Origin of the sequence: Candidatus Methylacidithermus pantelleriae (genome assembly GCF_905250085.1) — a bacterium.
GTDB lineage: Bacteria > Verrucomicrobiota > Verrucomicrobiia > Methylacidiphilales > Methylacidiphilaceae > Methylacidithermus > Methylacidithermus pantelleriae.
The window spans coordinates 1-25,280 of the sequence record NZ_CAJNOB010000006.1 but is presented as its reverse complement, the minus strand read 5'-3'; the positions used below and the strand labels follow the sequence as shown (position 1 = coordinate 25,280).

At 54.8% G+C, this 25,280-nt stretch carries 20 protein-coding genes, 1 tRNA gene and 1 pseudogene; 12 read left to right on the top strand and 10 right to left on the bottom strand.

Features of this window, described 5'->3' with window-relative positions; all coding sequences use genetic code 11:
• Nucleotides 1-396: 396 nt before the first annotated feature.
• The gene (moeB, locus tag KK925_RS02935; protein ID WP_174582901.1) at nt 397-1,578 is read right to left on the bottom strand and encodes a molybdopterin-synthase adenylyltransferase MoeB; all 1,182 of its coding nucleotides are present in this window, start codon (nt 1,576-1,578) and stop codon (nt 397-399) included.
• Between the two features lie 32 nt (nt 1,579-1,610).
• Between moeB and KK925_RS02930 the strand changes: the two genes are divergently transcribed.
• The 4 genes from KK925_RS02930 to KK925_RS02915 all read left to right on the top strand — a co-directional run bounded on the left by KK925_RS02930 (nt 1,611) and on the right by KK925_RS02915 (nt 6,937).
• On the top strand, nt 1,611-2,735 hold the full coding sequence (locus KK925_RS02930; protein WP_174582900.1) for a ribonuclease D: 1,125 nt from the start codon (nt 1,611-1,613) through the stop codon (nt 2,733-2,735).
• Between the two features lie 254 nt (nt 2,736-2,989).
• Nucleotides 2,990-3,745 (top strand): YebC/PmpR family DNA-binding transcriptional regulator, encoded by a 756-nt coding sequence (locus KK925_RS02925; protein ID WP_174582899.1) that lies wholly within the window; start codon nt 2,990-2,992, stop codon nt 3,743-3,745.
• Nucleotides 3,746-3,758: 13 nt separating this feature from the next.
• Entirely contained in the window at nt 3,759-6,650 is a 2,892-nt protein-coding gene (gene alaS / locus KK925_RS02920) for an alanine--tRNA ligase (RefSeq protein WP_214096243.1), read from the top strand.
• Nucleotides 6,651-6,676: 26 nt separating this feature from the next.
• Entirely contained in the window at nt 6,677-6,937 is a 261-nt protein-coding gene (locus KK925_RS02915; protein WP_236027824.1) for a DUF2905 domain-containing protein, read from the top strand.
• 670 nt (nt 6,938-7,607) lie between these two features.
• On the opposite strand, the gene KK925_RS02910 is transcribed toward KK925_RS02915, so the two are convergent.
• The 4 genes from KK925_RS02910 to rpoN form a co-directional block, all read right to left on the bottom strand.
• A complete protein-coding gene (locus KK925_RS02910; RefSeq protein ID WP_174582898.1) occupies nt 7,608-7,826 on the bottom strand; it encodes a hypothetical protein in 219 nt (72 codons plus the stop codon).
• Nucleotides 7,827-7,912: 86 nt separating this feature from the next.
• Nucleotides 7,913-8,167: a hypothetical protein gene (locus tag KK925_RS02905; protein WP_174582897.1), complete on the bottom strand. Its 255-nt coding sequence runs from the start codon at nt 8,165-8,167 to the stop codon at nt 7,913-7,915.
• Nucleotides 8,168-8,351: 184 nt separating this feature from the next.
• Nucleotides 8,352-8,504, bottom strand: coding sequence for a hypothetical protein (locus KK925_RS02900; protein ID WP_214096242.1), 153 nt, complete (start codon nt 8,502-8,504; stop codon nt 8,352-8,354).
• A gap of 537 nt (nt 8,505-9,041) precedes the next feature.
• Nucleotides 9,042-10,421 (bottom strand): RNA polymerase factor sigma-54, encoded by a 1,380-nt coding sequence (gene rpoN / locus KK925_RS02895; RefSeq protein ID WP_174582895.1) that lies wholly within the window; start codon nt 10,419-10,421, stop codon nt 9,042-9,044.
• A gap of 157 nt (nt 10,422-10,578) precedes the next feature.
• Between rpoN and KK925_RS02890 the strand changes: the two genes are divergently transcribed.
• Both KK925_RS02890 and KK925_RS02885 read left to right on the top strand, forming a co-directional pair.
• Nucleotides 10,579-11,394, top strand: a complete 816-nt coding sequence (locus KK925_RS02890; RefSeq protein WP_174582894.1) for an MBL fold metallo-hydrolase — start codon at nt 10,579-10,581, stop codon at nt 11,392-11,394.
• Nucleotides 11,395-11,430: 36 nt separating this feature from the next.
• A tRNA-Glu gene (locus KK925_RS02885) sits at nt 11,431-11,502 on the top strand.
• Between the two features lie 194 nt (nt 11,503-11,696).
• Here KK925_RS02885 and KK925_RS02880 read toward each other — a convergent pair.
• Complete coding sequence (locus KK925_RS02880) at nt 11,697-11,858, bottom strand: hypothetical protein (protein ID WP_174582893.1); 162 nt, start codon at nt 11,856-11,858, stop codon at nt 11,697-11,699.
• Between the two features lie 187 nt (nt 11,859-12,045).
• Between KK925_RS02880 and KK925_RS02875 the strand changes: the two genes are divergently transcribed.
• From KK925_RS02875 to KK925_RS02865, 3 genes are all read left to right on the top strand, one after another.
• Nucleotides 12,046-12,357: a DUF167 domain-containing protein gene (locus KK925_RS02875; protein WP_174582892.1), complete on the top strand. Its 312-nt coding sequence runs from the start codon at nt 12,046-12,048 to the stop codon at nt 12,355-12,357.
• 73 nt (nt 12,358-12,430) lie between these two features.
• Complete coding sequence (locus KK925_RS02870; protein ID WP_214096241.1) at nt 12,431-13,177, top strand: PDZ domain-containing protein; 747 nt, start codon at nt 12,431-12,433, stop codon at nt 13,175-13,177.
• Between the two features lie 684 nt (nt 13,178-13,861).
• On the top strand, nt 13,862-14,572 hold the full coding sequence (locus tag KK925_RS02865; protein WP_174582890.1) for a hypothetical protein: 711 nt from the start codon (nt 13,862-13,864) through the stop codon (nt 14,570-14,572).
• Nucleotides 14,573-14,920: 348 nt separating this feature from the next.
• Here KK925_RS02865 and KK925_RS02860 read toward each other — a convergent pair whose 3' ends face one another.
• Nucleotides 14,921-15,940: a 3'-5' exoribonuclease YhaM family protein gene (locus KK925_RS02860; protein ID WP_174582889.1), complete on the bottom strand. Its 1,020-nt coding sequence runs from the start codon at nt 15,938-15,940 to the stop codon at nt 14,921-14,923.
• Nucleotides 15,941-16,636: 696 nt separating this feature from the next.
• Here KK925_RS02860 and KK925_RS02855 point away from each other — a divergent pair.
• Nucleotides 16,637-19,816, top strand: coding sequence for an efflux RND transporter permease subunit (locus tag KK925_RS02855; RefSeq protein WP_174582888.1), 3,180 nt, complete (start codon nt 16,637-16,639; stop codon nt 19,814-19,816).
• A 30-nt stretch (nt 19,817-19,846) separates the two neighbouring features.
• Nucleotides 19,847-23,011 carry an efflux RND transporter permease subunit gene (locus KK925_RS02850; protein ID WP_174582887.1) on the top strand — a complete coding sequence of 1,055 codons (3,165 nt, stop codon included), beginning with the start codon at nt 19,847-19,849 and terminating at the stop codon, nt 23,009-23,011.
• A 1,237-nt stretch (nt 23,012-24,248) separates the two neighbouring features.
• On the opposite strand, the gene KK925_RS11385 is transcribed toward KK925_RS02850, so the two are convergent.
• Both KK925_RS11385 and KK925_RS02835 read right to left on the bottom strand, forming a co-directional pair.
• The gene (locus KK925_RS11385; protein WP_407929030.1) at nt 24,249-24,545 is read right to left on the bottom strand and encodes a transposase; all 297 of its coding nucleotides are present in this window, start codon (nt 24,543-24,545) and stop codon (nt 24,249-24,251) included.
• Nucleotides 24,491-24,649, bottom strand: coding sequence for a hypothetical protein (locus tag KK925_RS02835; RefSeq protein WP_174582883.1), 159 nt, complete (start codon nt 24,647-24,649; stop codon nt 24,491-24,493). Before KK925_RS02835 ends, KK925_RS11385 begins: the two co-directional genes overlap by 55 nt.
• A 77-nt stretch (nt 24,650-24,726) precedes the next feature.
• Between KK925_RS02835 and KK925_RS02830 the strand changes: the two genes are divergently transcribed.
• On the top strand, nt 24,727-24,933 hold the full coding sequence (locus KK925_RS02830; RefSeq protein WP_174582885.1) for a hypothetical protein: 207 nt from the start codon (nt 24,727-24,729) through the stop codon (nt 24,931-24,933).
• On the opposite strand, the pseudogene KK925_RS02825 reads toward KK925_RS02830, so the two are convergent.
• Nucleotides 24,930-25,280 (bottom strand): annotated as a pseudogene (locus KK925_RS02825) (hypothetical protein); the annotation flags it as partial. The gene KK925_RS02830 and the pseudogene KK925_RS02825 overlap by 4 nt on opposite strands.

Genomic DNA, 25,280 nt, shown 5'->3' with positions numbered 1-25,280 from the left:
TTTGCTTTTCTCTCCTCACCTCGTAAGCTTGCCCAAGGCTTTACCGCCGCAAGTGCTTCCTCCCAAGGCCCTTTCTTCGACAACGCCGACCAGTGCAAGCCATTCCCGACGAAAGGCTTTTCTCTTGCCTAACGACGCCCTTTGTAGCAGGTCATGGATGTAAGCGAGAACGCACAACCAAAAAAGGGTGAGGGACAAAAGAGACAAACCCCAAGCCCAGGCCCTCGAGCAAGTTTCCCCCTCCCAAGCAAGAGTAACGACAAAGCGGGCCAAACCGTCCAATCTCCTGAACCTCAGCCTGGCCGCCGTTTCAGGTAAAGGAAAGGGATGTCCCACCATCGGCCCTGTGGACCCGCCCATCCGAGTTCACGCATTCGTTGCGCCTTTTCCAGCCGGCTAGTACCTGGGAACGGAAGGGTCAATGGTTTGGCTCCACGCTTCAATGCCACCGGCGAGATTTTTCACCCGTCGAAACCCTGCTTCTCGCAACAAGCGACAGGCCCGGGCGCTGCGTCCACCGGTCTTGCAGTGGACGACGACGAGCTTGGCGGCATCCAGCTCGTGAAGACGGGCCGGAAGCTCTCCCAAAGGAATCAGCTGGGACCCAGGGATGCGAGCGAGCTCATATTCGTGAGGTTCTCGCACATCAATCAAAAGAAAGTCCTCCCCCCGCTCCATCGCCTCCTTCAGTTCCACAACCGACATCTCCTCTCCCCCATCACTTGGGCCCGTAGCGGAGGTCCGAAGGCCACAAAATTCCTCATAATCCACCAGCTCCCGAAGAGTCGGAGCCTCCCCGCAGAGGGGACACTTGGGATCGGGTCTCAGGCGTAACTCCGCAAATCGCATGCGCAAAGCATCGAAAACGAGTAATCGACCTATCAGGGGCTCCCCAATCCCAACGATTAACTTCACGGTCTCGATCGCCTGTATGACACCGATGACCCCAGGTAAAACTCCCAGCACACCTCCTTCGGCGCAGCTCGGCACCGTGCCGGGTTCCGGCGGCTGTGGGAAAAGGCAGCGGTAGCAGGGCCCGTGTCCCCTCCAAAAGACGCTCGCCTGACCTTCAAACCGGAAAATGCTCCCGTAAACATTGGGTTTTCCTAAAAGTGCGCACGCGTCGTTGACCAGATACCGGGTCGGGAAGTTATCCGTCCCGTCAACTACCACGTCGTAATCCCGCAATAGCTCCAGAGCGTTGCCGGACCGCAAAGCCATATCGTAGGTCACCACTGCAACGTGAGGGTTAACCTCCGCAATCGCCTCCTTGGCCGATTCGACCTTCCTCTTTCCTACGTTGGACGTTTTGTGGAGAACCTGGCGATGAAGATTGGATTCTTCTACGACATCGAAGTCGACGATCCCGATCGTTCCCACCCCGGCAGCTGCAAGATAGAGAAGAAGGGGCGACCCAAGGCCTCCAGCCCCCACCACCAGTACTCTCGCCGATTTGAGCTTCTTTTGACCGCTTGCGGTCACTTCCGGCATAATAAGATGCCGGCCATATCGCCGGATTTCATCGTGGGATAAGGGGGAACCGGCGTAGACCTTTTCGATCCGGGATAGGTAACTCATGGGATAGAGTGTACTGTAGAGAAAAAAGAGGAATGATGAAATCAAAAACTGCGTCGTTCCCCTGGAAACTGATCGAGGACGAGCGTGGCCTGGCACTTCTTTCTCAAAAACTGGATCCTCAGGCTCTCCTGGCGATCGACACCGAAGCCGACAGTCTTCACCACTACGAAGGGAAGCTTTGTCTTATCACCCTCCGGCAAGGGGAGCAAACATGGCTAGTGGATCCGCTCTCGGCTCAGCAACTGGGAGAATTCTGGCCGTTCCTCGCCAAGTTCCGATGGGTTGTTCATGGGATGGACTACGACTTGCGGATGCTTCTAGGAGCCGGTGCCCAACCCCCGCAATCCATTTTTGACACGATGCTCGCTGCACGACTCTGCGGTCTTACCCCCGCTGGCTACGCGAGTCTCGTCGAGAGATTTTTTTCTCACAAGCTCTCCAAAGGTCCCCAAAAAGCCGACTGGTCCCGGCGACCTCTCCCCCCTCACTTGCTGGACTATGCCTGCCAGGATGTCGCCTACCTGGAACCCCTCGCCCGAAAACTTCGGCAACGCCTGGAAGAACTCGGACGGCTGGGCTGGCTCGAGGAACTCAGCGGACGGATCTTGCAAACCGTCCGTCGCCCGGCTCCTCCCAAGGACCCGAAAGCACGACTTTTTCAAGCCAAAGGCCTCCGGCCAGAGGGACTTGGCATTCTTCACAAACTGTGGGTATGGCGGGAAACCGAAGCGCAAAAACGCGACCTGCCGCGCTTTCGAATTGCGCGGGACGAAGAGCTTTTTTCCCTGGCGCAATGGGCCCAGCAACGAGGCAGGGAAGATCCTCCCGAAACCCTTTTCCCAAGACACCGGTGGAACCGGTATCGAGAGGCTCTCGTTGCGGCCATTACCGCAGGGAGCCAAGAACCTTTGACACCCCCTAACCGGTCCGATTTGAACCATCGCAGAGAGGATCCCCATTGGGAAAAGCGTTTTCACGACCTTACGCACAAGCGCAACGAGATTGCGGCCAAGCTGGGGCTTGAACCCGCTCTCATTGCTCCCCGGGCGGTTCTCCAGAAGCTGGCCCAGAGCGAGGCTCCTAACGCAACGGAGTTGATCGCCCAAGGCCACTGGTGTCGTTGGCAGGCAGACCTTATGGGGATCCCTTATGCCTAAAAAATCCCTTTTTTTCGCTCTTGCTTGGCGCCAGTCTCCCAAAGAGGGTACCTGGGCAGGAAAGGTTCCCCACAGAAAGCGCGATTCCCATTGCGTGCGAGTCGCTTACCGTCACACTGCGTCAGCGAGCTCTCCCGACCCACCAAAGCCGTAAAGTTGCAAAAAGACTTCTTCTCTCTTGTGGGCTTTTGTCGCGCAGGAGCTCTTCCCTGCAGTTGCTATCTTTGCTAAATGACGCATGATTAGCTTTCGGCATGGCAGGACACAGTCACTGGGCAAAGGTTCGTCATTACAAAGTCATCTCCGACGCACGGAAAGGTAAGCTTTTTAGTAAGCTTAGCCGCGAGATTACCGTGGCGGCGCGACTTGGTGGAGGGGATCCTGACTTTAACCCTCGCCTTCGCCGGGCGATCCAGGCTGCGCGAGCCGAAAGTATGCCCATGGAAAATATCGAGAGGGCAATCCTGAAAGGCACCGGGCAACTGGCAGGCGAGGCATGGGAAGATGTTTGCTACGAAGGCTACGGCCCGGGCGGAGTAGCCATTCTTGTACAAGCACTTACGGATAACCGGAATCGAACGGCCGCTGAAATCCGAAGCATCTTTGCGCGTCATGGCGGGAATCTCGCTGGTGTGGGCAGCGTAGCATGGCTTTTTCAGAAACGAGGCGTTGTCCTCATCGAGGGGGGCGAAGTCCCTGAAGAAACGATCTGGGAGGCCGCCTTAGAGGCAGGTGCCGAAGATATCCGAGCCTCCGACGAGGGTTGGGAAGTCATTACGCCGGTGGAAAAACTGGAGTCGGTCCAACGCGCGCTCGAAAGTGCCCATGTGCCGATCCAGTCCGCTAGCCTTGCTTTCCTTCCTCAGACCCTCGTCCCCATTGAGGATCCCGACACGGCCCGGAGCGTGCTGCGGTTGTGTGATGCCTTGGAAGCCCACGACGACGTGCAGCACGTGTATTCGAACTTTGATATCGCAAGCGATATCTTAGCGGAAGAGGCCCGAAGGTAGACGCCTCTCCAGGATGATCGATCATGATGGAGACGCATGGGAATCCTTTGCGGCCTCCGTGCATGTGCCACGATTGATTGGGATCGGTACCAAAATGGAGTGCCCCATGACCTCCAGGGAAATTCGAGAGAGTTTTCTTCGTTTTTTTCACAACCGTGGGCATACCCTTGTCCCCTCCGCGTCCCTTTTGCCGGACTCCCCCAATCTCCTTTTTACCAACGCCGGGATGAACCAGTTTGTGCCCATTTTTTTGGGGCAAATATCTCCCCCCTTCCATCCCCCGCGGGCAGCCAATAGCCAGAAGTGCATACGGGCAGGGGGTAAACATAATGATCTGGAAGACGTCGGGCTAGATACTTACCATCACACCTTCTTTGAAATGCTCGGAAACTGGTCCTTCGGGGATTACTTTAAGAAGGAAGCGATTGCCTGGGCATGGGAACTTTTGGTTCACCAATGGGGCTTCCCTAAAGAGCGACTCTACGCGACCGTCTACCGGCCCAGCCCCGGGGAACCGGGGCAATTCGACGAGGAATCCTATCGGCACTGGGCGCAACTGTTCCAAGCGGAAGGGCTGGATCCCAGTCGTCATATCGTCTTTGGGAGTAAAAAAGATAATTTCTGGATGATGGGAGAGACCGGCCCGTGTGGGCCGTGTTCCGAAATCCACGTGGATCTCGCACCAGAGGGCAAGGGGGGGCCTCAGCGAGTCAACCAGGGGGATCCCCATTGCCTTGAGATCTGGAACCTCGTTTTTATCGAGCTTGACGCTCGAGAGGATGGGTCTTTCGTTCCCCTACCTGCTCGCCATGTGGACACGGGTATGGGTTTGGAGCGGGTATGCGCCATCATCCAAGGTACAGAGAAGTTCCGGCGTTTTGGACAGGTCCCCGACGACTACCAGACCGATCTCTTTCGTCCGATCCTGGAAGAGCTCCAAAACCTTAGCGGCCATTGCTACGAAGGCACTTTGCCGGATCCTGGGACCCGGGGAAGAACACCCGAACAGAAACGCGACATCGCTTTCCGGGTGATTGCCGACCACATCCGCATGCTCACCTTTGCCATCGCTGACGGGATCTATCCCAGTAACGAAGGCCGGGGATATGTAGTTCGGAGAGTGCTGCGCCGGGCGGTCCGCTACGGTGAAGTACTGGGCTTTCGAGAACCTTTTCTTCACCGGCTTGTGGGAATGGTTTGCGCCACTTTGGGGGACGCATTTCCCGAAATCCGGAGGGCACAACCGGAAGTGGAGGAGTGGATTTGCCGGGAAGAAAACAATTTTCTGCGAACCTTGGCAAAAGGAATGGAACTTTTCCGCCAGGAGGTGTCCAGGAAAACCTCGGCGCTTTTCCCTGCAGAAAAAGCGTTCCAATTGTACGATACCTACGGGTTTCCCATCGATCTCACGCAGCTTTTGGCCCAAGAGGAAGGGATGGAAGTCGACCTAGCTGGATTTCAGAAACTTTTAGACGAGCAACGCCGACGTTCCCAAGAAGCGCAACGGCGGGTGACAATCGAGGTGGTGGATACCGAACCCTCCTCCCCGGTAACCGAATTTGTCGGCTACCATACCCTGGAAGCCCGCGCGCGGATTGTGCGGAGGAAAAATGGAAGAATCATTACGGACAAAAGCCCCTTTTACGCCGAGATGGGGGGCCAGGTGAGTGATGTGGGGACGCTTACGCACCAGGGACGGAGCTATTCCGTTCATGACGTTCAAAGGAGAGGGCAGGCTCTGGAACATTGGGTCGAACCTGGGTGCCCCGCCCAAGAAGGGGAGGAAATTATCCTTGCAGTGGCCCAGGCTCGACGCTTGCGGATTGAGATCCACCATACGGCTACGCACCTTCTGCACTGGGCTTTGCGGGAGGTTTTTGGCCCGGCAACCCGGCAGCGAGGCTCTTATGTAGGTCCGGACCAGCTTCGATTCGATTTTTCTTGCCCACGGGCCCCGAATCGCGAGGAGCTCAAGCGCGTCCAAGAGCTCGTGCAGGAATGCATCCAACGGGATGACCCAGTTCGATGGGTCCTTCGGCCCTCTCGGGATGTGCGGAATGACCCAACGATCCTGCAATTCTTCGGGGAAAAATACGGGGACATCGTTCGGGTCGTAGAAATCGGGGACTATTCCAAAGAGCTTTGTGGGGGAACCCATGTGCGACATACGGGGGAACTGGAATGGTTTACCATCACAGCTGAGCGGGCCGTCGGTGCCGGCGTCCGAAGGATCGAAGCGGTTGCCGGACCGGCGCTTTTGGATGTCATCCGGGAAGAGCTCCCCAAAAGGGAGGAACAGTACAGACTCTGGAAGAAGCGCTTTCCAGAGCTTCCGGCCCTGGATCCCCTAGAGATCCCCGATTCGATTCGGGAAAGCTGGCAAGCGTGGGAACGATGGATCCAACAGTGGGAAGCTATCCGAACGTGGCTAAACGAGCGAGATCACCAGAAGGAACAGAACCGGAAACGATCCGCAAAGGAACTAGCCCAAAAGCTTCTGGCCAAGGTCGAAGGGAAAAAAGACGAACCGGTTGTGGTCGTACATCTCGGGGAGCGGGAACCTGGAGATCTTCTGGCCCTAGCCCAAGCGTTGAAATCGCTGGGATGGGGAGGCATGGCGGTTCTCACTGGGCACTGGAAAGGAAAAGCCTCCCTGGTCGTACTGGTGGGCAAACATTTTCGGCATACCTTCCATGCGGGGAAGCTGGTTCAAAAACTAGCCGCAGCCATCGAGGGCAAGGGAGGAGGAAACCAAGAGCTGGGCCAGGCCGGGGGTGGTGACCCTCAAAAACTCGCATCCGTAGTCAAGCTCACCCTTGAGGAGCTCCAGTCCCAAGGCAGTTTCCGCGCGGTACAGCTGGAGGCCGAAATCCCCGTTTTCCAGCTGCAACCGGTGAAGAGCTAAAACCCGTTTCGGCTCGGGGGCTCTTCTTGCAAGACAAGCCTTTCTGGGATCAATATGTTAATGTGCGAGAATTGGGACGGTTTCTCATCCTAACGGGGATCGCTCTTGTTGTTGCCGGGCTGGTACTCTCTAGTGGTTTCGGCCGGGGCTGGCTGGGACGCTTGCCCGGAGACATCCGTATCGAGAAGGGTAATTTTTCTTTCTATTTTCCCTTAGCGACCTGCCTTTTACTGAGTTTTCTTTTGACCGTAGCTCTTTGGATCTACCGGCTTTTCTTGCGCCGGTAAGAACCTTCTCCAAAAAGCCAGCGAAAGAAAAAGAGAAAAGAAACCCGTTGGGTAACGCCTTGGGCCAATTCTAAGTTTTTTCCTGCCCTCTTTTGCCCCTAGCCGATGTCCCGGGCTACCTAGCAAAGCTCCCTTCCGTTCCTAGAGTCTTTTTTTCTCCCCCTACCCCCTCCTAGAAGCTTTCTGGAAAAAAAAAAGACTTCTTCCCTTCTCAAAAGCGCACACGTCCCACAGACCATGCAAAAGGAACCTGAACAAGGTCTTGCGATTCCATGTGGCTAAAAAGGCCGCTTTTTCCCACGGACGACTCCCGGGAAGCCAGCTCGGGAGGTTTCGGTTACTTCCGGCATCCCGCTCTTAGCCAAAAGGAACACCCCAAAGGACTCCTCACCTCTCACGTGCGGACCGGAAAGGAAGTTGGAAGGATCGGACACAGCGAAACGTCACCGTTGGCGAGTACCGCAGTCCCTTTCCGGTCTCAGAAATCGGCTTTTCTTGACAGATCTTTGCTCCCACACTTCCCCTCCGGTAGGCTTTGCCTCGATGTAGTCCACCTTCATCCAAACACTCCCATCCTGCCGGTCCGAAACGAATTCGAACTCCTCGGAGACCATACTTAGCTTCCGGCAGGCGAAGAGCCCCCAGGAATCCTCCCATTCTTCCAAGGCTATCACCTCAGCATCTCCCACCTCTCGATATCTCTCAAGGTATCCTCGATATCATCCAAGGAACTCTTTACATCATCCAAGGAACTTTTAACTTCATTCAAGGATTCCTCCAAGTCACCCACAGACTTCTCATCCAATGAATTCTTTATTTCATCCAAGGATTCCTCCAAGGTATCCATAGAATCCTTCACATCATCCAGCTTCTCTTCTACCTCCTCCAACCGATTACCAAAGTACCCGTAGCACCTTCCCGTTACGGTGCTGGCGGACAGCAGCATGCCGATGCATAGGACCAGGATCGACCGTTTCATTGGGTCCTACTTAGTCCAAACACATGTTCCAACTCTGACCCAAGTAATTCGCATAGCTCAAGGACAATAAAGCATTTATAACCACCCTCCCCCAATTTCTCACTCATAGATTCCTCTATGTCTCTAAGAAGAGATGTTAGATCTTCTATTTCTCTTCTTATTCCACATATCATTTCAAGCCCATCTCCCGTTCCGGCATCAACAACCGCGTATTCCTCACCACCATCCAATTTACCACACTCATCAACCAATTTCCTAGCTTTTCAAATATGTGACTTAAGCCCATACCAATGATCTTTCGATTGTTCTATCTCCTCCTTAGCTTTCCTAGCTAGGTTTTCTATCTTACTAAGCTTCTCACAAATGGTTCTAGCGCTATCCCTACCATATTCAGCATTTCCTGTCACATTCAGCATTTCTACCTCCTTTTTTGGTTTAAAACGGTTCTTGATCCTCTCCTTCCTCCTCCAAAACCTCTCCATTCGGTCCTTCTTCCGACTGGGCCACCCGATACCCTTCCTCCTGCAAAACCCTCTGTAACGGAGACTGTGGGAAACGGATCACTTGAGGTTCTTGGTCACCACGCACATTGTCCTCCCTCTTCAACCGAATCCCTTGCCTGTCCGGTGGACGGTTTTTCGCAACAGCAGGGAACACAGCTTGTTTCAGATACCTGGAGAAGTAGCACGGTTTGATTACCTCCTTCTCTCCGTAATTTTCGCAATATGGTCTGAAACTCTCATATAGCTTCTCAAAAGGAGTAACCGAACTACCATCCCTTACCGTGCACTCGAGCAACCACCCATAAAAAACATTCCCCTCGGTGAAGAACTCCATTGTCATCCGCCTTACCGACTCCACCTTCTCCATTTCCTTCTTTATCCGGCTACCATTTAACCACCAACTTAACCCGTCCAGCATCCAGTTTAGTATCCCTGACCTTTCTTGTTCGAACTTCCCTTCGATATTGATCTCCCTCTTGAAGGTCGGAGGTCTATCTTCCTCAAGACCATCAACGAACCTTGCATAGAACGGGATGACGCACAGCCTCCCGAAAAGCGCTATGCTCGGGTCTTTTATTGAGTCTTATTCGTCGACTTAATTATCGTTGACTTTTGCAGGATCCTAGGGGGCCGACTTTCGAAGATGGGAAGGCAAAATGCGCAAGCTCGCCCGGTACTTGGCAACAGTACGCCTTGCCAGCCGGATCCCTCTCTCGGCGAGTCGCGCTACAAGCTCCTGGTCAGACAAGGGACGTCTTGGGTCCTCCCGAGCTATCATTTCCGCAATTGCTTCCTTAATGCAGCGGGTGGACACAACGGCACCGTTGGAAATTTGGTATCCCGAAGAGAAAAAGTATTTAAGCTCGTACATGCCCCAGGGGGTTTCCATGTACTTATGGGCAATCGCGCGGCTCACGGTTGTTTCATGGATCCCCACCTCGCTTGCAATTTGATTCATGGTAAGAGGCCGAAGCGCAATCGCTCCTTTTTCAAAAAACTCTTGTTGATGTTGGACAATAGCATTGGCGACGTTCAATAGCGTCTGTTCCCGCAAAAGAAGACATTTAATGAGAAAGCGACCCGCACGGATTTTTTCTCGGAGATACTGCCGGACAGAAGGATCGGAATGGGATGAGGCCAAAAGCTCCTTGTAGGTATCACTAATCCGCAGCCGGGGAACCACCGCCTCATTCGGAATCGCAATCCACCGCTCACCAACTTTTTCGGCAATGAGGTCGGCTTGAATCACCCGGAATTTTTCGTCCCGGCTGAAGCGAGCTCCAGGTCTGGGATCAAGGCTGGAGATCAAATCCGCTGCCTCGCGTACCCGGTCCAAGGAAACCCGAAGAGCTCGCGCAATGACTTGCCACTTCTTTTTGCCCAGCTCTTCGAGATATTGCGCAACGATTTTTCCCTCTACATCCTCCCGCCTTCCAAGCCTATCCAGCTGAAGGAGCAAGCATTCCTTCAGATCCCGTGCACCTACCCCAACCGGATCCAGAGACTGGACCAGCTGGAGCGCCTCTTTGACCGTATCCAGGGCTAACCCGCACCCCAGGCTCACTTCCTCCAGGGGAACCCGCAAATAGCCGTCCTCGTCGAGATTGCCAATGATTTCTTGGGCGGCCCTCCGCATCGTGGCGTCCTTGGTTACCCAACCAAGCTGGGCTTCCAGATGCTCCGCCAGCGTAGGCCCGACTGATTGGGATTCAAAAAAGTGGCGCCTCTTCTCGGCGGCTTCCTCATCGTACCCATTGGCGCCTTGCAGTTGGGAAAAGTAGTCGTCCCATTCAAGTTCCTCTTGAATGACCGTCTCAAGGTCTTCCTCTTCCCGGCGCACTTGTTCTTCCCACTCTTCCAAAACCGGGTTCATTGCGAGCTCCTGGGCTACCAAAGCTCGAAGCTCAAGCGCGGGGGCCTGCAGAAGCGTAAGGGATTGACGCATCTGCGGGGAAAGAGTCGGGGCAAGCCGGACGGTTTGATAGAGGCCTACATCCCCCATGGCTACCGAAAGTGTAGCCTCCTAGCAAAAAAAATGCCAACTCCCAAAAGCCCATCTGGTCAAGGGGGCTCCGGCCGGCTCGGATACCTAAGACTTGGGTTCCTTCCCAAAACTCAGGCTGGCCCATCCGGCTCCTTTTTCCTATGGAGTGATAGCCATGTTTTCGGTGACCATTCTCGCTAGTTCCAGCAAAGGCAATGCGACTCTCGTTGCAACCAACTGCACCCGACTTCTCGTAGATGCCGGACTGAGCTGCCGAAGGCTAGAAGACACTCTCCGCAAGATTGGCCTGTCTCCCGCGGATCTCGACGGAATCCTCCTCACCCACGAACATTCGGATCACGCCAGCGGGCTACCGGTACTATTGAAAAAGTACCCGGTCCCTCTTTTTTGTAGCCCAACTACCTACCGGGTCATCTCTCCTCAGCTGACCCAGCCTCCCCGGTGGATTCCTGTGGAGGCCGGACGGGCTATCGAACTTGCGGATCTCCAAATGGAGACCTTTCCGGTTCCGCACGATGCTTACGATCCGGTTGGGCTTCTTTTGCGGCACGCGCAGGGTTGTTTTGGCATTGTGACCGACCTCGGGTACGTTACGGGGCTGGTCATCGAACGGCTGCGAGAGGCACGCGGAATCCTGTTAGAAGCCAATTACGAAATGGAACTCCTCCAAAAGGATCCCAAGCGTCCCTGGTCCATCAAACAGCGCATCATCTCCCGGCACGGCCACCTCTCCAACGAAGCCGCAGCCGAACTAGTGGCGGCATTGGCAAGAGCGGAACTGCGGGAGGTCTACCTGGGACATCTGAGCGAAGATTGCAACGACCCCGCCCTGGCCAAACGCCGGGTGATGGAACGGCTGGGAGAGCTGGCCGCCCAGGTCAAAGTGGAAGTCATTCTTCCCAGTTCCTGCCCGGTCCGGGTCCAATGGGGGCCCAGTCACCCGGCGGTTGCTCAAGACCCAAAACTCTGATTTACTACGTGATTGAGGGAACTTGTCTCCTCTCCTGACCCCATTGTGTAGTGGTTAGCACACCACCCTTTCAAGGTGGTAGCACGGGTTCGAATCCCGTTGGGGTCGCTTGGACCTGTGACAGCCCGGCAAGCCTTCTCGCCCGCAAGCAAAAGAGCCTTGCACTGGGAAAATCGCGTGACAAAGAACCGGCTCGTTTCCCTTTCGGTAACGGGAAAGCCAACATGTTTTGTTCTAGCCGCGGGAGGCACCTCCGGGGACCTCTTACAGTCGACGGCCACCCTTGGGAAAAGCTCCTTCCCCTAGAGATCAGCCATGTGAAAGAGGAAAAACCGAAGAATTCCACCCATTGCTCGGGCCGCAAGAGTGATCCCCGCTAGGACGACCAGGATACGAAAAAGCTCAAGAAAGATCTTTCTTTTGTCGTCCCAATCCCCTGGAGGCCATTTCGGATTGGCTACCATGACTCAGCTAACCTAGCACACTTGGCGACCGGAAAGGAACACGAAAACGCATCAAACGGGAAAGTTTTTTTGCCCTATTCGGAGAACCTCCCGACTTGTGATAGGATAAAGGGCAAGTTAAGGTCGTGTTTGCCTTTTTTGCAGAGCCGGAACCCCTTTCGGTCGACTCTGGCACAGGAAGTTTGGAATGTCGCGTCCCGCTTTCCAGTACCGGCTCCAGGTTTGGGTCAAACCTCGGGGATCTCACACACGTCTGCTGGGGCGTCACGGGGACGGCTGGAAGATCGAAGTCCAATCCCCTCCCCAGGAAGGCAGGGCCAACGAGGAGCTTGTGCGTTTTTTCTCCCAGCTCTTCCGACCCAAACCCTGTCGGGTCTCGATTATAGCCGGCAAAAAATCCCGCCAGAAGATTCTCATGATCCAAAGCCCATCCCCCCTGGATGTGGACCGGTTCCTGGCCGATATCGCACACGAGGGCTCGGCAGGCTCTAGCCCGTAAGGTTATGTGCGCCCGGATCTTTCCCTTAAGGCCCAGGACCCTGCATTTGCTTGGGAGAAGCCTCCTTTTCGTGGTGGCCGCTTGGGGAATGCCCTACCTTTGGTCAACTTCCTATCGGCCCCCGCTGTGGGAGGCCCTTCCCCTGGAAGAAACCCCACAGGGAGTTCACGCGCGCTATCCGACAGCCATCCATTCGGGATGGGCCGTCCCAACAAGTTACACGTGGCGACTTGTGTACCGGACACCTGTTGAGGAAACACCCGGCTCCCCTCCCATCCTTTCCCATGGCCAGGCAAACCAGGCCTTTAGTCGTAACGGAGCCTTTGATTCTGTGGGGCAAGTAGAACGGGCCCCTTCCGCCGGGCCTATTCGGGCAGCTAGGCAGAGCCCATGGACTCGGGTTGTCCTTTTCCGACAAGCTTTCTATACGCTGGAGGGGGAATCCATTCGGGTGTGTCTCTTGGACCCAAAGACAGGCCGGCTCTGGGATGAACCGTTTGATCCTCCCGAGGGTATGTTGCTCGTGGAGGACTCCGGACCTGGCATTCTGGTTCTAGCTGTGGATAGAGAGGCCCCTGCAGGACGCGCCGGTCTTTGTCCTTCCGATCGAATCCAAGCGTGCAACGGCAAGCCGGTGCAAAAGCTTCAGGATCTATTGGATCTGCTTAAAGAAAGCAAAGAAGAAATAGCCAAAAGGGGAGGATCACGCCTACCTTTGGAGATTCTCCGAGAGTCCCCTTCGGAACCCCAAAAGCGGTTAACCCTTTTTTTACCCCTCCCTCCTTCACTGGAATCTGACGTTTGGGGAAATCCTCCCTAGGTCTCTATATCCCGCACAAACCCGCTGCCCCAGTCGCGAGCTTGTCACAGTCTTGCACCCCGAATAGATAGCCGTACGAAAAGGAAGCTAGGCCGCGGACCCACCGGCCTTACCCAAGGCTCCCGCACTCTGGTTTGTTGCGCCCATGACCCTGACGCATCCGTTTGCTAGCTGACGGGGCAATGGATTTTCCTCGGTGCCCCAAGCATTGAAGACGTACATCCCTGCCATGGGAGAGAGGCTACCCTCCAGATAGCGTTTCAAGACAAGGGAACGACACCAAGCTTTCCAAAAAAAGAGCGAGGACCCCGCAGAGGGCACACACATTTGGTTAAAGAGTCTTTACCGGATAGACTTTCCCAGAGGTGCAAGCATTGGGGTTTGGCTCGAAAGCTCACGCAAGGCTTTACCAAAAAAGGGAAAGTAGCTACTCGAAATGGCGGGCCATCCGCCTTGAGAGTTAGGACCTTGCAAACGTGCCCGTTTTGTTCGAGTGATCGTTCTTTCTTTCAAAACCCGTCCGAGGAGGCTTTCCGTCCATTCTGAACGTGTAATCCCTGGGAAACAGTATTGGGAAAGGCCGACCGTTTGCATGATTACAGGTTTTGGTTTGCGTTTGAGAAAAAAGAAGGTAAAAAAAGGGCCAAACGGCTCACATTCGCTTTGCTTTAGCCACAACAAGCCATGGTCCGATTCTTCCTTCTGCTTACGCTTTTGGGAGTGGTAGCCTGCGGAGGGATTTCGTACTTGGTGGTGCGCCAGCGGAATCAATCGCGACAGGAGCTTGTCGGGGCCATCAATCGCGTGAAACAAAAGGATCTGGAACTGTTAAAAAACGAAACGGAGCTTACGACCACAAAGGCCAATCTTGTTCAAACCGCTGCGCAGCTGAACGAGTTGCGAGCAAAGAATACTTCTTTGGAGGGCGATCTCCTGCTAACCAAAGATCAGGCAGCCCAGTTAGAAAAGAAGCTCCGAGAGGCTGAAGAAAAACTCGCGCGAGCGCATGATGAGACCGACCCGACGACCCAAGACAAGGTGCAAGAACTTGAAAAGGAAAAAGAAAACCTCCAGCAGAGCTTGGAGGCCGCCCGCAACGAAATCGCTCGCTTGCGTGGGATGGTTGAGGGCTCTGGGAGAACGGCCCTCCCGCACCCGGTCAAAGGAAAAGTGCTTTCAGTCAACCGGACGTGGAATTTTGTCATTTTGGATATCGGGGAAAAGCAGGGTCTTGTGGAAAATGCCGAACTTTTTGTTTATCATAACAAGCAATACGTGGGACGGATCAAAGTTGTATCTACCGAGGCTCGCAGCGCGGTAGCCGATATTTTGACCGACACAGTGAAAGGAAAGATTGAGCCAGGGGACGAAGTCAGTGGGGGAACACGCGAATGAGCCGATCCATCGTGCATGGCCGGATGGAAGAGATGACACGCCGGGTAGTGAAGGCAGGGTGGCTGGGGGTCTTGTGCTTGCTTTTTGCAGGTTGTGCTTCGCAATCCCGCACCGCGTCTTCCAGTTCCAACCCATCTCCCGCCTCTACCTCCTCCGGAAATGTTTCTACCCTACCCTGGAACCGGCCGGAACCCTGGGAAGCAGCGGGTCCGATAGGATCTTATTTAGGGGGATATGGAGGCCCGGGACGGTAGCGCTCCCGTGCGGGGACAACCCGTAGCCTGGGATGAGGCAATCCGGGAGGTGCCATTCCACGCAACCGGATCCAAGAGGCATCCTTTCCATGCCTTAAGTCGAGCGATACCGAGGTAACGGTTCCACCGGCCGGCCCTCCAACGGAGGACGTCGTTCGTAGATCCCACGAAGATCGGCGACCGTTTCCTCATAGGCAGCCTTAAGCATGGCAAGCTTCGCATCCAGGTTGTCCAGATAATGAAGGACCCAGGCTTCCGGTGTTTTGGGCGTGACAGGAGACCCAAATTCCCTCTGACCATGATGCGAAGCGATCAAATGGAGTAAATGTTGCCGCACGTCTTCTGCAGGCGGCTCTCCAGGTAGAGAAAACTCAGGACTGTGAGAAAGATCCCGCCAGAGGCGATTCACAAGCTCAATCCCAATGGGGATGTGACCCAGGAGCTCCCCAACTCGGGTGGAATGAGAGGCGAGAGTTCGAGCACCACAACTGTGTTCCCACAATTTCCCGCTATCGTGAAAAAGAATTCCCACCCGGACAAGATCCCAGTTCACATTGGGGTATACAGGCTCCAGGGCCGACGCAGCTTCCAGCATCTGCGCGACATGTTCCAATAGGCCTCCTCGGTAAGCATGATGGTATTCCCTTGCTGCCGGCGCCCTTCGAAATTGAGCACCGTGTTCCTCTAAAAAGCTAAGACCAAGCTTTCGTAACCGCGGGTCAGTCACCTTCCCAATGAACTCAACTACCTTCTGGTATGCTTTTTCCTGGAAAACGTGTCGATCAGGGGGGCCTGCAAGTAACTCCTCAACCTCATCGGGCGTCAGAGGCCGCACTTTTAGCTCTTCCCCGCTTAATCCCCAAGGGGTACGGCGCAGTACTCCCTGCAAAAAAATAAACCCTCCCTCCTCTAGCTCCCGGCACTCAGGATAGGCGGGATGATCATGCCACACACGTACCCTCTGGCTTGCCGTGCCGTCGGTAAATTCCAATTCGATGTAGGGATTACCGTTACGCGCGCGTAAGGTGCGTAATTGAACCACTTGACAAGGCAAGGATACCTGGATGAGCTCCCCTCCCTGAGCCAGCCGGGTAGTAAGCTCGTGCACGGTCATGTCCGGGGAAGGATAACTCCCCGATTCAGGTTTCCGCTAGCCTCAAAATCCGCCCGCTTCCGGATCGAGGGGATGGCGGGAGGCCATCATGCCGCAAGAGACTGATCCAGTCCTTCCTGAACCCCAAGACCCACATTGGGTTAAGGTCCGGGCTTTGCCCCGTTCGCAAAAAAGAGCGCAGGAGAGAAAACGGGCTGTCCCGGGACTTGTCCGCGGTTCCAAAAAGAATCTTTTTCTCCAGCTACCCTGCCAGTGCTGGTCCCTTGGAGGAAAGCCAAGAACGGAATCTTTTCCCTGGGAAGGGAAGAAGCTCTCTGCATCCACCCGAGAAAACAGGAAAAAAGGCCGGACAAGATCCAATGAGAAAGAAATGATCTTCAAAAGATTGACCTTCCCTTTATTCATCTTACCTCTGGCTATCGCAAAAAGCTTGGGAAACCCTTTTTTTCCTGGAACGTCTCTGTTTTTGGGACCTTGGCTCCGACCCATCTGGGAACCCTCAAGCAAGGGAAATCGGGGGGAGCGGGCGATGGAGTCCGACCCGGATTCCTTTACCCGAGTTGGGGGAGCGCCATCTGCTGTATTGATGAAAATACCAGCCAGGCGTAGATTAAGTGATTACTTAGGGGAGCTTTTTTCTCGAGGAGGTAGAAGAAAAGCGGCGTCGCCGAAACCCTAGGCCACCCGGTCCTCTCCATGACTCTTCCAGAACTTTCCATTCGCCGGCCGGTCTTTGCCTGGATGCTCATGGCGGCACTCATCCTCTTTGGGACGATTTCGCTATCGCGCATGGGGATTAGCCAGCTCCCAGAGATCGATTTTCCTGTGCTTACGATTAACCTGATGTGGCCCGGTGCAACCCCAGAAACGATGGAAACGGAAATCGTGGATCCGGTCGAGCAGGCAATCATTTCCGCAGACGGGCTCCGCCAGATTACCTCTTACATTCAACAAGGCCAAGCGTCGGTCATCCTTGAGTTTGACGTTTCACGAAACATTGACGCCGCGCTCACGGAAGTTCAGTCCAAGCTAAGTGCCGTAAAATTGCCAGCCGACGCCAACCTACCTATTCTGGTCAAGGATAATCCAGAGGATCAGCCCATTCTCCTTCTGGGTCTTGCTTCCTCGCGGCGTTCCCTTCGCGACCTAGTTGTCTACGTTGACCTCTACCTCCACGACACCTTTCAGATTGTCCCCGGCGTTGCGGAGATCACTCTTTTTGGTTTTACCGAGCGGAATTTACGAGTCTGGGTACAAAACGAAAAGCTAAAACCCTTACAGCTAACGATCCTTGATGTCCAAACTGCGCTGCAACAAGAACAAGTCGAGGTCGCAGCCGGGTACGTGGAAAATCAAAAGAAAGAGCTTAACGTCCGGGCGATGGCAGAGGGTCTTACACCCGAACAAGTCGGAGCGATTCAAATCAAACGGCGCGGTACAGAACCGATCTATCAATCCCGCATTCGCATTCGCGATGTGGCCCGGGTTGAAGATGGCCTTAATGACGTCCGGCGCCTTGCAGTTCTCCAGGGAGGAGTAGGTCTTGCCTTGGGAATCAAGAAACAGCCTGGGGCCAACACGGTGGCCGTCGCGCGAGCTGTGAAAAAAAAGCTAGAGGAAATCCGGCCCACTTTGCCTTCCGATATTGAGCTTAAAGTCGTCTATGATACCACCAGATATATCGAAGACTCGGTTAACGAGACTCTTTTTACCTTATTTTTATCTGCGATCGTTACTGGGCTAGCTTGCTTTCTTTTTTTGGGAAGCTGGAGCTCTACCCTTAACGTTCTTTTTGCGATCCCCACCTCTGTTATGGGCAGTTTTATCGTCATGTATTTTATGGGATTTACCCGGAACTTTTTTACGCTTTTGGGTCTGTCCCTGGCCATCGGGATCGTCGTAGATGATGCCATTATGGTGCTTGAGAATATCGTGCGGCATCGTGAGCAAGGACTTGGCAGGGTCGCCGCCGCCCGCCTGGGGGCCAACGAAATCACCTTTGCTGCGATTGCGGCCTCCGTGGCCATCATGGCCATTTTTTTGCCCGTTGCTTTTATGCAGGGCATTATCGGGCAATACTTCTTCCAATTTGGGGTTACCATTTCGGCCGCGGTAGCGTTTTCCCTCCTGGAGGCCGTTACCCTTACCCCCATGCGATGTTCCCAGTTGTTGGAGCCACCGAACCGGGCAAGAGGGTTACCGAAAATGACAGCGGCAGTATTTGGCTACCTTGCCCGGATCTATCGAAAAACCTTGGAAAGTTGCCTGCGGCACCCAGGATGGGTTCTCGCGGGTTCGGCTCTGGCCTTTGCTGTGTCGCTGGCATTTCTCCGCACCCTTCCGCGGGAGTTTCTTCCCCCGCAGGACACCGGATACTTTCTCTTGCGAGTCCAAGCTCCGATCGGAAGCTCGCTTGAGTTTACCACCCGTAAGCTCATCCAATGCGAGGAGCTTTTACGCAAGCATCCAGAAGTGGCTAGCTTCTTCGGTCAGGTCGGTGGTCCTACGTTCCGGACGGGTGCTCCAGCGGGGAATCTGGTGGATAGCGAGGTCAACGTGGGCACGATTTACGTAAGTCTTGTCCCCAGGGAAAGACGGCGCAAAAGCCAAGCCCAGCTCATGCGAGAGCTCCGAGAGGAGCTTCAAAAAATCCCTTCCCTTCGCATCACAGTCCAAGATCTTTCGAGCCGAGCCTTTACTACGGGCCGGGGCTTCCCTGTGGAACTGAGTATCCGGGGCTCCAATTATGAGCAGTTACAAAAGATCGCACATCGAGTTATGGAGAAGCTTGCGGCAACCCACCTTTTTGAAGATCTCGATACCGACTTCCGGACCGGCATGCCGGAAGTCCGCGTTTTCCCCGACCGTGTCGCGGCGGCCGCCTACGGGGTTCCGATTACCACCATTGCCAATACGGTAGCCGCAGCCATCGGTGGGGTAACCCAAAGCCAGTTTACCAACGGTGAAAGGCGGTACGACATTCGGATTCGTCTCGACGCAGGGGAGCGTGTACGACCGGAGGATATCCTTAAGCTTGATGTGCGAACGATAACCAACGAGGTCATTCCGATTCGTTCCGTTGTGAAATTGGAAACGGTTCCTACCCACCAGACACTAGTTCGAAGACAGCGACAGCGAGCGATTACTCTCTTTGCCAATGTGGCTCCCAACGTTTCACAAGCGGAAGCCCTTCAGGTTGCCGAACGGGTAGCACGAAAGGAACTCCCTTCCGGTTTCCAGCTCTATTTAACCGGCGGAGCCCAATCGTTTCGGGAAGCTTTTTCCAGTTTGAGCTTTGCCATGTGGTTAGGAGTCGTCATTTCCTATATGGTTTTGGCTTCGCAATTTAATAGCCTGATCTACCCTTTGGTCATTCTCCTAGCTCTTCCCTTTAGCCTTACGGGAGCCCTTCTGGCCCTCTACCTCACACGACAGTCCTTAAATCTCTATAGCATGATCGGCATGGTCCTTCTTATGGGGATTGCCAAAAAGAATTCGATCCTTTTGGTGGATTTCGCGAACCGGCGGCGGGAGGAAGGCGGGCTTTCACCGAAAGAAGCCCTTCTGGAAGCAGGTCCGATCCGGTTGCGGCCGATTCTTATGACGTCTTTTGCTACCCTGGCTGCAGCCATTCCCCCGGCTCTGGCCTTGGGGCCAGGGACCGAGAGCCGCGTTCCGATGGCCGTAACCATTCTAGGAGGCGTGCTGGTTTCCACCCTTTTTACGCTTCTAGTAGTTCCGTGTGCTTACCTGGTTGTCTCCCGGGAGGGTCCGCGCCGTCCGGCGTATCGCGCGCAAAAAGAGCCTCTTACGGGGAAGCCTGAAGAACTGGGCATTCCGGCGACTCCCTTGCCTCGCTCTCCTTCCCAAGAATAGACCCATGAGGAATCGGATTTCCGGCTAATCATGCGACTTTCTGAGATCTCCATACGCAGGCCTGTCTTTGCGTGGATGCTCATGACTTCCCTCATGTTCTTTGGAGGGATTGCGTACCTGCGCCTGGGAGTGAGCCAGCTACCAGATGTGACGTTTCCGGTTTTGACCGTAGTGGTAACGTGGCCAGGAGCCGATCCCACCGTCCTTGAGCACGAAGTGGTGGATCCCTTGGAAGAAGTTCTTATTTCCGTCCATGGGATTAAGAATGTGGAATCGACCCTGCGACAGGGGGTCGCACGAATCAAGCTTGAGTTCTACATGGATCGAGATATGGATGCCGCCCTCCAGGAGGCATATGCAAAAATTCAATCGGTCAAGCTTCCCACGGATGCGGACCGGCCTAGAATTTATAAAATCAATCAGGACGAAAACCCAATCCTCTGGCTGTCTCTAGCGTGGGATCGCCCCTATAAAGATCTCATTCGATACGTGGATCTCAACGTCCGCGACAAATTCCTTTTAATCCCCGGAGTCGGGGATATCCAGCTAGGCGGATGGGCCGATCGTAACCTTCGCGTATGGGTCGACCGGGAAAAACTCAACCGGTGGCAGCTGTCCATTTTAGATATTCAAAATACCCTTGCCTCCCAGCACGTTCAGGTACCCTCTGGGTACCTGGAAGGCTCCGAAAACGAATACTCCGTCCGTTTCATGGGCGAGGCAAGAAGCCCTCAGGAACTGGCCCAAATCCCGATCACCGTACGTGGGGATATCTCTACCCTGCCCGTTACCGGCGTGGGAGGTGGCGTCGTCTGGTCGGCTCCCTTGCACATCGGGGACGTTGCCCAGGTGGAGGATGGCCTTATGGATATGCGCCGGCTCTCTCGAAGGGACGGGAAACAGGCCCTTTCACTAGGGATCCAAAAGCTTCGAGGCTACAACGAGATCGAGGTCGCCCACCGGGTCCGCCAGGTTGTCCAGGAATTAAACAAAACGCTCCCTCCGGGAATGGACATCAAAATTAGTTACGACGCGTCCCGGTTCACAGAACTCGCCGTCCGCGAGACCGAATTTACGGTTGTTCTTTCCGGGATTATCACGGCTGTCGTTTGCCTGCTTTTTCTGGCATCCATTAACTCGACCCTCAATGTTATTTTTGCCATACCAACCTCCATTTTAGGGACATTCCTGGTCATTTACTTCATGGGTTTTACGCTCAATTATTTTACGCTTCTGGCCCTTTCCCTTGCGATGGGGATTGTTGTCGATGATGCCATTATGGTTTTGGAAAATATCGTTCGTCACTTCCACATGGGGAAAAATAGCACCCAGGCAGCACTGGACGGAACAGGACAGATCCGTTTTGCCGCGATGGCAACGACCCTTTCCATTGTTGCCGTGTTTGCCCCGGTTCTCTTTGTCGGTGGTGTCATTGGTCGATTTCTTTTCCAGTTTGGAATCACGATTTGTAGTGCCATATTGCTCTCTCTCCTCGAAGCTCTCACGTTTACGCCGATGCGTTGTGCTCAATTTTTACGCCACGCACCCGACGGAGCGTTCGCAAAAAGGGTACATGGCCTTTTCGATCGATTTGCCCAAGCTTACGCTCGCTTGCTTCAACCTTGCTTGAAACACCCGTGGCTAATCATTACCTCTTCCGGAATTCTCTTTCTTTTTTCCCTCACCCTCTTTCCCAAACTTCATACCGAATTAGCCCCAACCCAGGACGTGGGTATGATTCTTCTCCGAGTGCATACACCGGTAGGCTCCTCATTACAATATACAGCTCAGAAAATCAAAGCGCTGGAAGACTTTTTGCGCGCCCAGCCTTACGTTGACAAAGTTTTGACCGCGGTGGGTGGGTATTATGGGGGAGAAACCAACGAAGCTAACATGTTTATTACCCTGGTTCCTAGGGAAAAGCGTACGGTCACACAAACGGAGGCAATGGAAAGGATCCGAACGGAAGTAAAAAAAGACAAGGAGCTACGAGTTTTAGCGATTGACCTTTCTCAAGCTGCGTTATCGACCAAACATGGCGCAAATCTTGAATTAAGCCTGCAGGGTTCCGACTATGAGGTTCTCCGGCACAAAAGTCAAGAAATTATGCGGCGAATGGAGCAAACCGGCCTTTTCGTTGATATGGATACGGATTTCCGGTACGGCGTTTCGGAAGTTCATTTGATCCCCGATCGGGAGAAAGCCAATCTTTCCAACGTTAGCATGCTTTCCATTGCTCAAACCGTCGGCTCTGCTATCGGAGGAATGCGGCAAGGACAGTACACCCACGAGCAAGACATCCGCCGTTACGATGTGCGCTTGCGTTTGGTTCCTAGCCAGTGGAGCCATCCGGAAGATGTCGTCCGGCTCAATGTCTGGTCTGCTTATGCTGGCGAGCCTATTCCTTTGCAGAAATTGGCTCACATCGAGCTGGCTCGGGGTCTGGTTACGGTAACCCGAGAGAATCGCCGCAGGGCCATTACCCTGTACGCCAATGTGAAACCGGGCGTTTCTCAAGGGAAAGCGATGGATCGGGCTCTGCACATCTGTCAGGAGGTTCTCCCAGCTGGGTACCAGGTGCGACCCACCGGGATTTCTCAAACCACACAGGAATCTTTTGCCGCGTTTCCCATGACCTTGGGTCTTGGGTTTGTCGTTGCCTATATGGTTTTGGCAGCACAATTTAATAGCTTCCTTCATCCCGTTACCATTTTTGTGGCTCTCCCCTTTTCTCTCACAGGATCGCTCCTTGCCTTGTATCTCACAGGTCACTCACTTAACCTGTATAGTGGGATCGGGATGATCCTCCTTATGGGGATCGCAAAGAAAAATTCCATCCTCTTGGTTGATTTTTTTAACACCTCCCGCGCGCAGGGATTCTCGTTAGAGCAGGCGATTCTCCAAGGTGCAAGGGTACGCCTGCGACCCATCCTTATGACCTCTTTGGCTACGGTGGCCGGAGCGATCCCGCCCGCGCTCGGGCTAGGTCCAGGGGCCGAAGTTCGGGTTCCGCTTGCGGTTGTTGTGATTGGAGGGGTCTCCGTTGCCACGTTTTTTACGCTTTTCGTGGTCCCCTGCGTTTACCGGGTTCTCGTCCGTTGGGAAAGACGCCCTCCTGGTATAAGTCCGATCGAAGAAACCCCGGAAGCACTCGAGCACGAGGACTTCGCGGCGTCTTCCGAGGGATGGGACTGAGCGCGAGGTTCTACACACTCTTGGCCTCTCGGGCAAAATTCCCCTGTAGCTCTCCTTCGGCAAGTAAACAACCCGCGACTGAAAGTCGCAGGCTTTCGGGTAGAGCGCAGAGATGGCTCGCCTTCGCCACGCTCCCAACATGAGACCTGTTTACGGTCGTCCTTGGCGAAGCCACGGCCTTGCCCATCTGGGCAATCTTCCGACTTGCGTTGACGTCGCTGTGCGGCCGGGGACGAGAGTAAGGACACTCGGAACGATGTCCCGAGCGTTTCCCAGACTTCCACAGCACGAAGAGGTCGGACTGGTGGAGGCTGGATCGATATACTCGACCGCGATGCCGGCCGCGCTTGCCTCGCACTGGACGAAGGACGGCAGATCCCGGCACGGCCTTCCACCGGTCGCGGATCTGCGTGCGGTGGTCCATCCCGACCCTGTCGACCCTTCTCGACGGAGGCCTGGACGATGGCCCTATCGGTTTCGCGGTCATGTGCCAAACGCGGCCCCATCTTTCTGCTGGAAAGCTGCCGGAGCTTGGGTCTCGCGCTCCGGATGCCGTTGGAGGCAAGACGACGACACAGGGCAAGGAAGCGGTCGCGCTTGTCGCGCAACTTCTCCGCCGCTAAACATTTTGCCCGTGCATTTGGTGGCGAAATTCTTTTGCCCGACATCTACGCCCAGCACGGGGGCCGAATGCCAGAGCTTGGCTATCTTTCGTTTCAACGACCAGATTGAGACACCACGTCCTCTCCCCAAAGACCCATTCGGCTTTCCGTTAGCCTCTGGAGGCACAGATGCGCTTTGGGTACTCGCCCACATGCAGGGCGAAGCTGACGCGTCCATCGATCGTGGAGAGTAAGACCACCTCACTCTTTATGTGTACCTGCGCTTGTCGAAGTGCACACTGATACGGGCAAAGCGGATGGCCGGAACGGGTGGCTCCTTCCTGATGCATCCCCATGCCTTCTTTGCCCTGCAGGACGTGCACACCGTCAAGATGGTATTGCAATACACCTGGACGCCCAAAGGCGTTGCCTAGAGCAGCAGGGTGTAGGAGCGGCCGCTGGTGCAGAGCTACCCTGTTCCAGACGCAATGTTCGCGCACCACCGGATTGACCTGGTTGCAGACGTCGGCACGGGCGGAGTAGAGTGGAGTAGGCGATCTTGCTTCTTCCGCCGTAACATCCTGTTGGATCGACGCCGTCCCCATCCTAAATCATCACCTTCGTCGGGTAACATGCTAAGAACCCTCGAGAGAACAGGAGACACTCTTGGGGCTCCCATTGTCGGCCGTGCCGACGGACGACGACGGCGACCACAGCTCGCCGCCCCACAGCCGCTTTTTCCGCGCAACGAAACGGTGGAACCGCCGCCTGACCGTGATGCCCTTGAAGAGCTTAACGGCATCGGCCACAGCGATACCAGGCGGGATGCCCACAAAAAGGTTACTGCAATCGGCTGGATCTCCTGGGAGATCACAGGTTACCCAGCTTCGGCCCAGATCGCATCCAGTATCGCTCCCGTTTTCCCCAGCCATCCACCGGTCAACACGTCGCACCCATCCTTCGGAGACCAAACCAGATGATAGGCCGTTGGATCGACCCCATTCCGGTTGGTGACCCTCTCGACGATCCACCCCATCCTGCGCCCCACGGTCCCCTCGGCGCAGCCGCAATTGCTCCCGCGGTGGAAATCACGGGGTTCTTTGCGGAGGGTCTATGACGGTTTTTGAGGAAAGAAAAACGGAGCAGAGGCGGGCGGCTCAAGGCAAGCTTTCGATTGAGATGGTGGAAACGTTTTCTTACTTGCGCGGCGTGTCGTGGCTTGTGGGAGACGCTTTTTTCGGAATTTTGCTGGCATATCGAGCCACGGGAAGGGAAATAGGAGTGCAAGCCCGGTCTTTTTTCCTTCTGTTCACTCTTTAGTGAAAGCAAGAGGGAGAACGATCGCTGTCCGGTATATCTAAGTAGCGCCCTTCCTTTTCGTACCATGCAACAAATTGCTGCAATCCCTCTTCGAGAGAGGTTAGGGGTCGAAAGCCCGTGAGTCTCTCCAGAGGTTCGATATCGGCCCAGGTCGCCGGCACGTCCCCCGGAGCGGGTGGGAGGTAAACACGCCTGGCGCTCCGCCCGGTAAGCTCTTCCAAAATTTCGAGCAACCGCAAGACACCAACCGGACGACCGTTGCCGACGTTAAGGACTCGGTAGGGTGCGGGCGGGAGATCTGAGGGGATAGAAGACACACCACAAAAGGTTTCGCTGGGGGCTTGGGG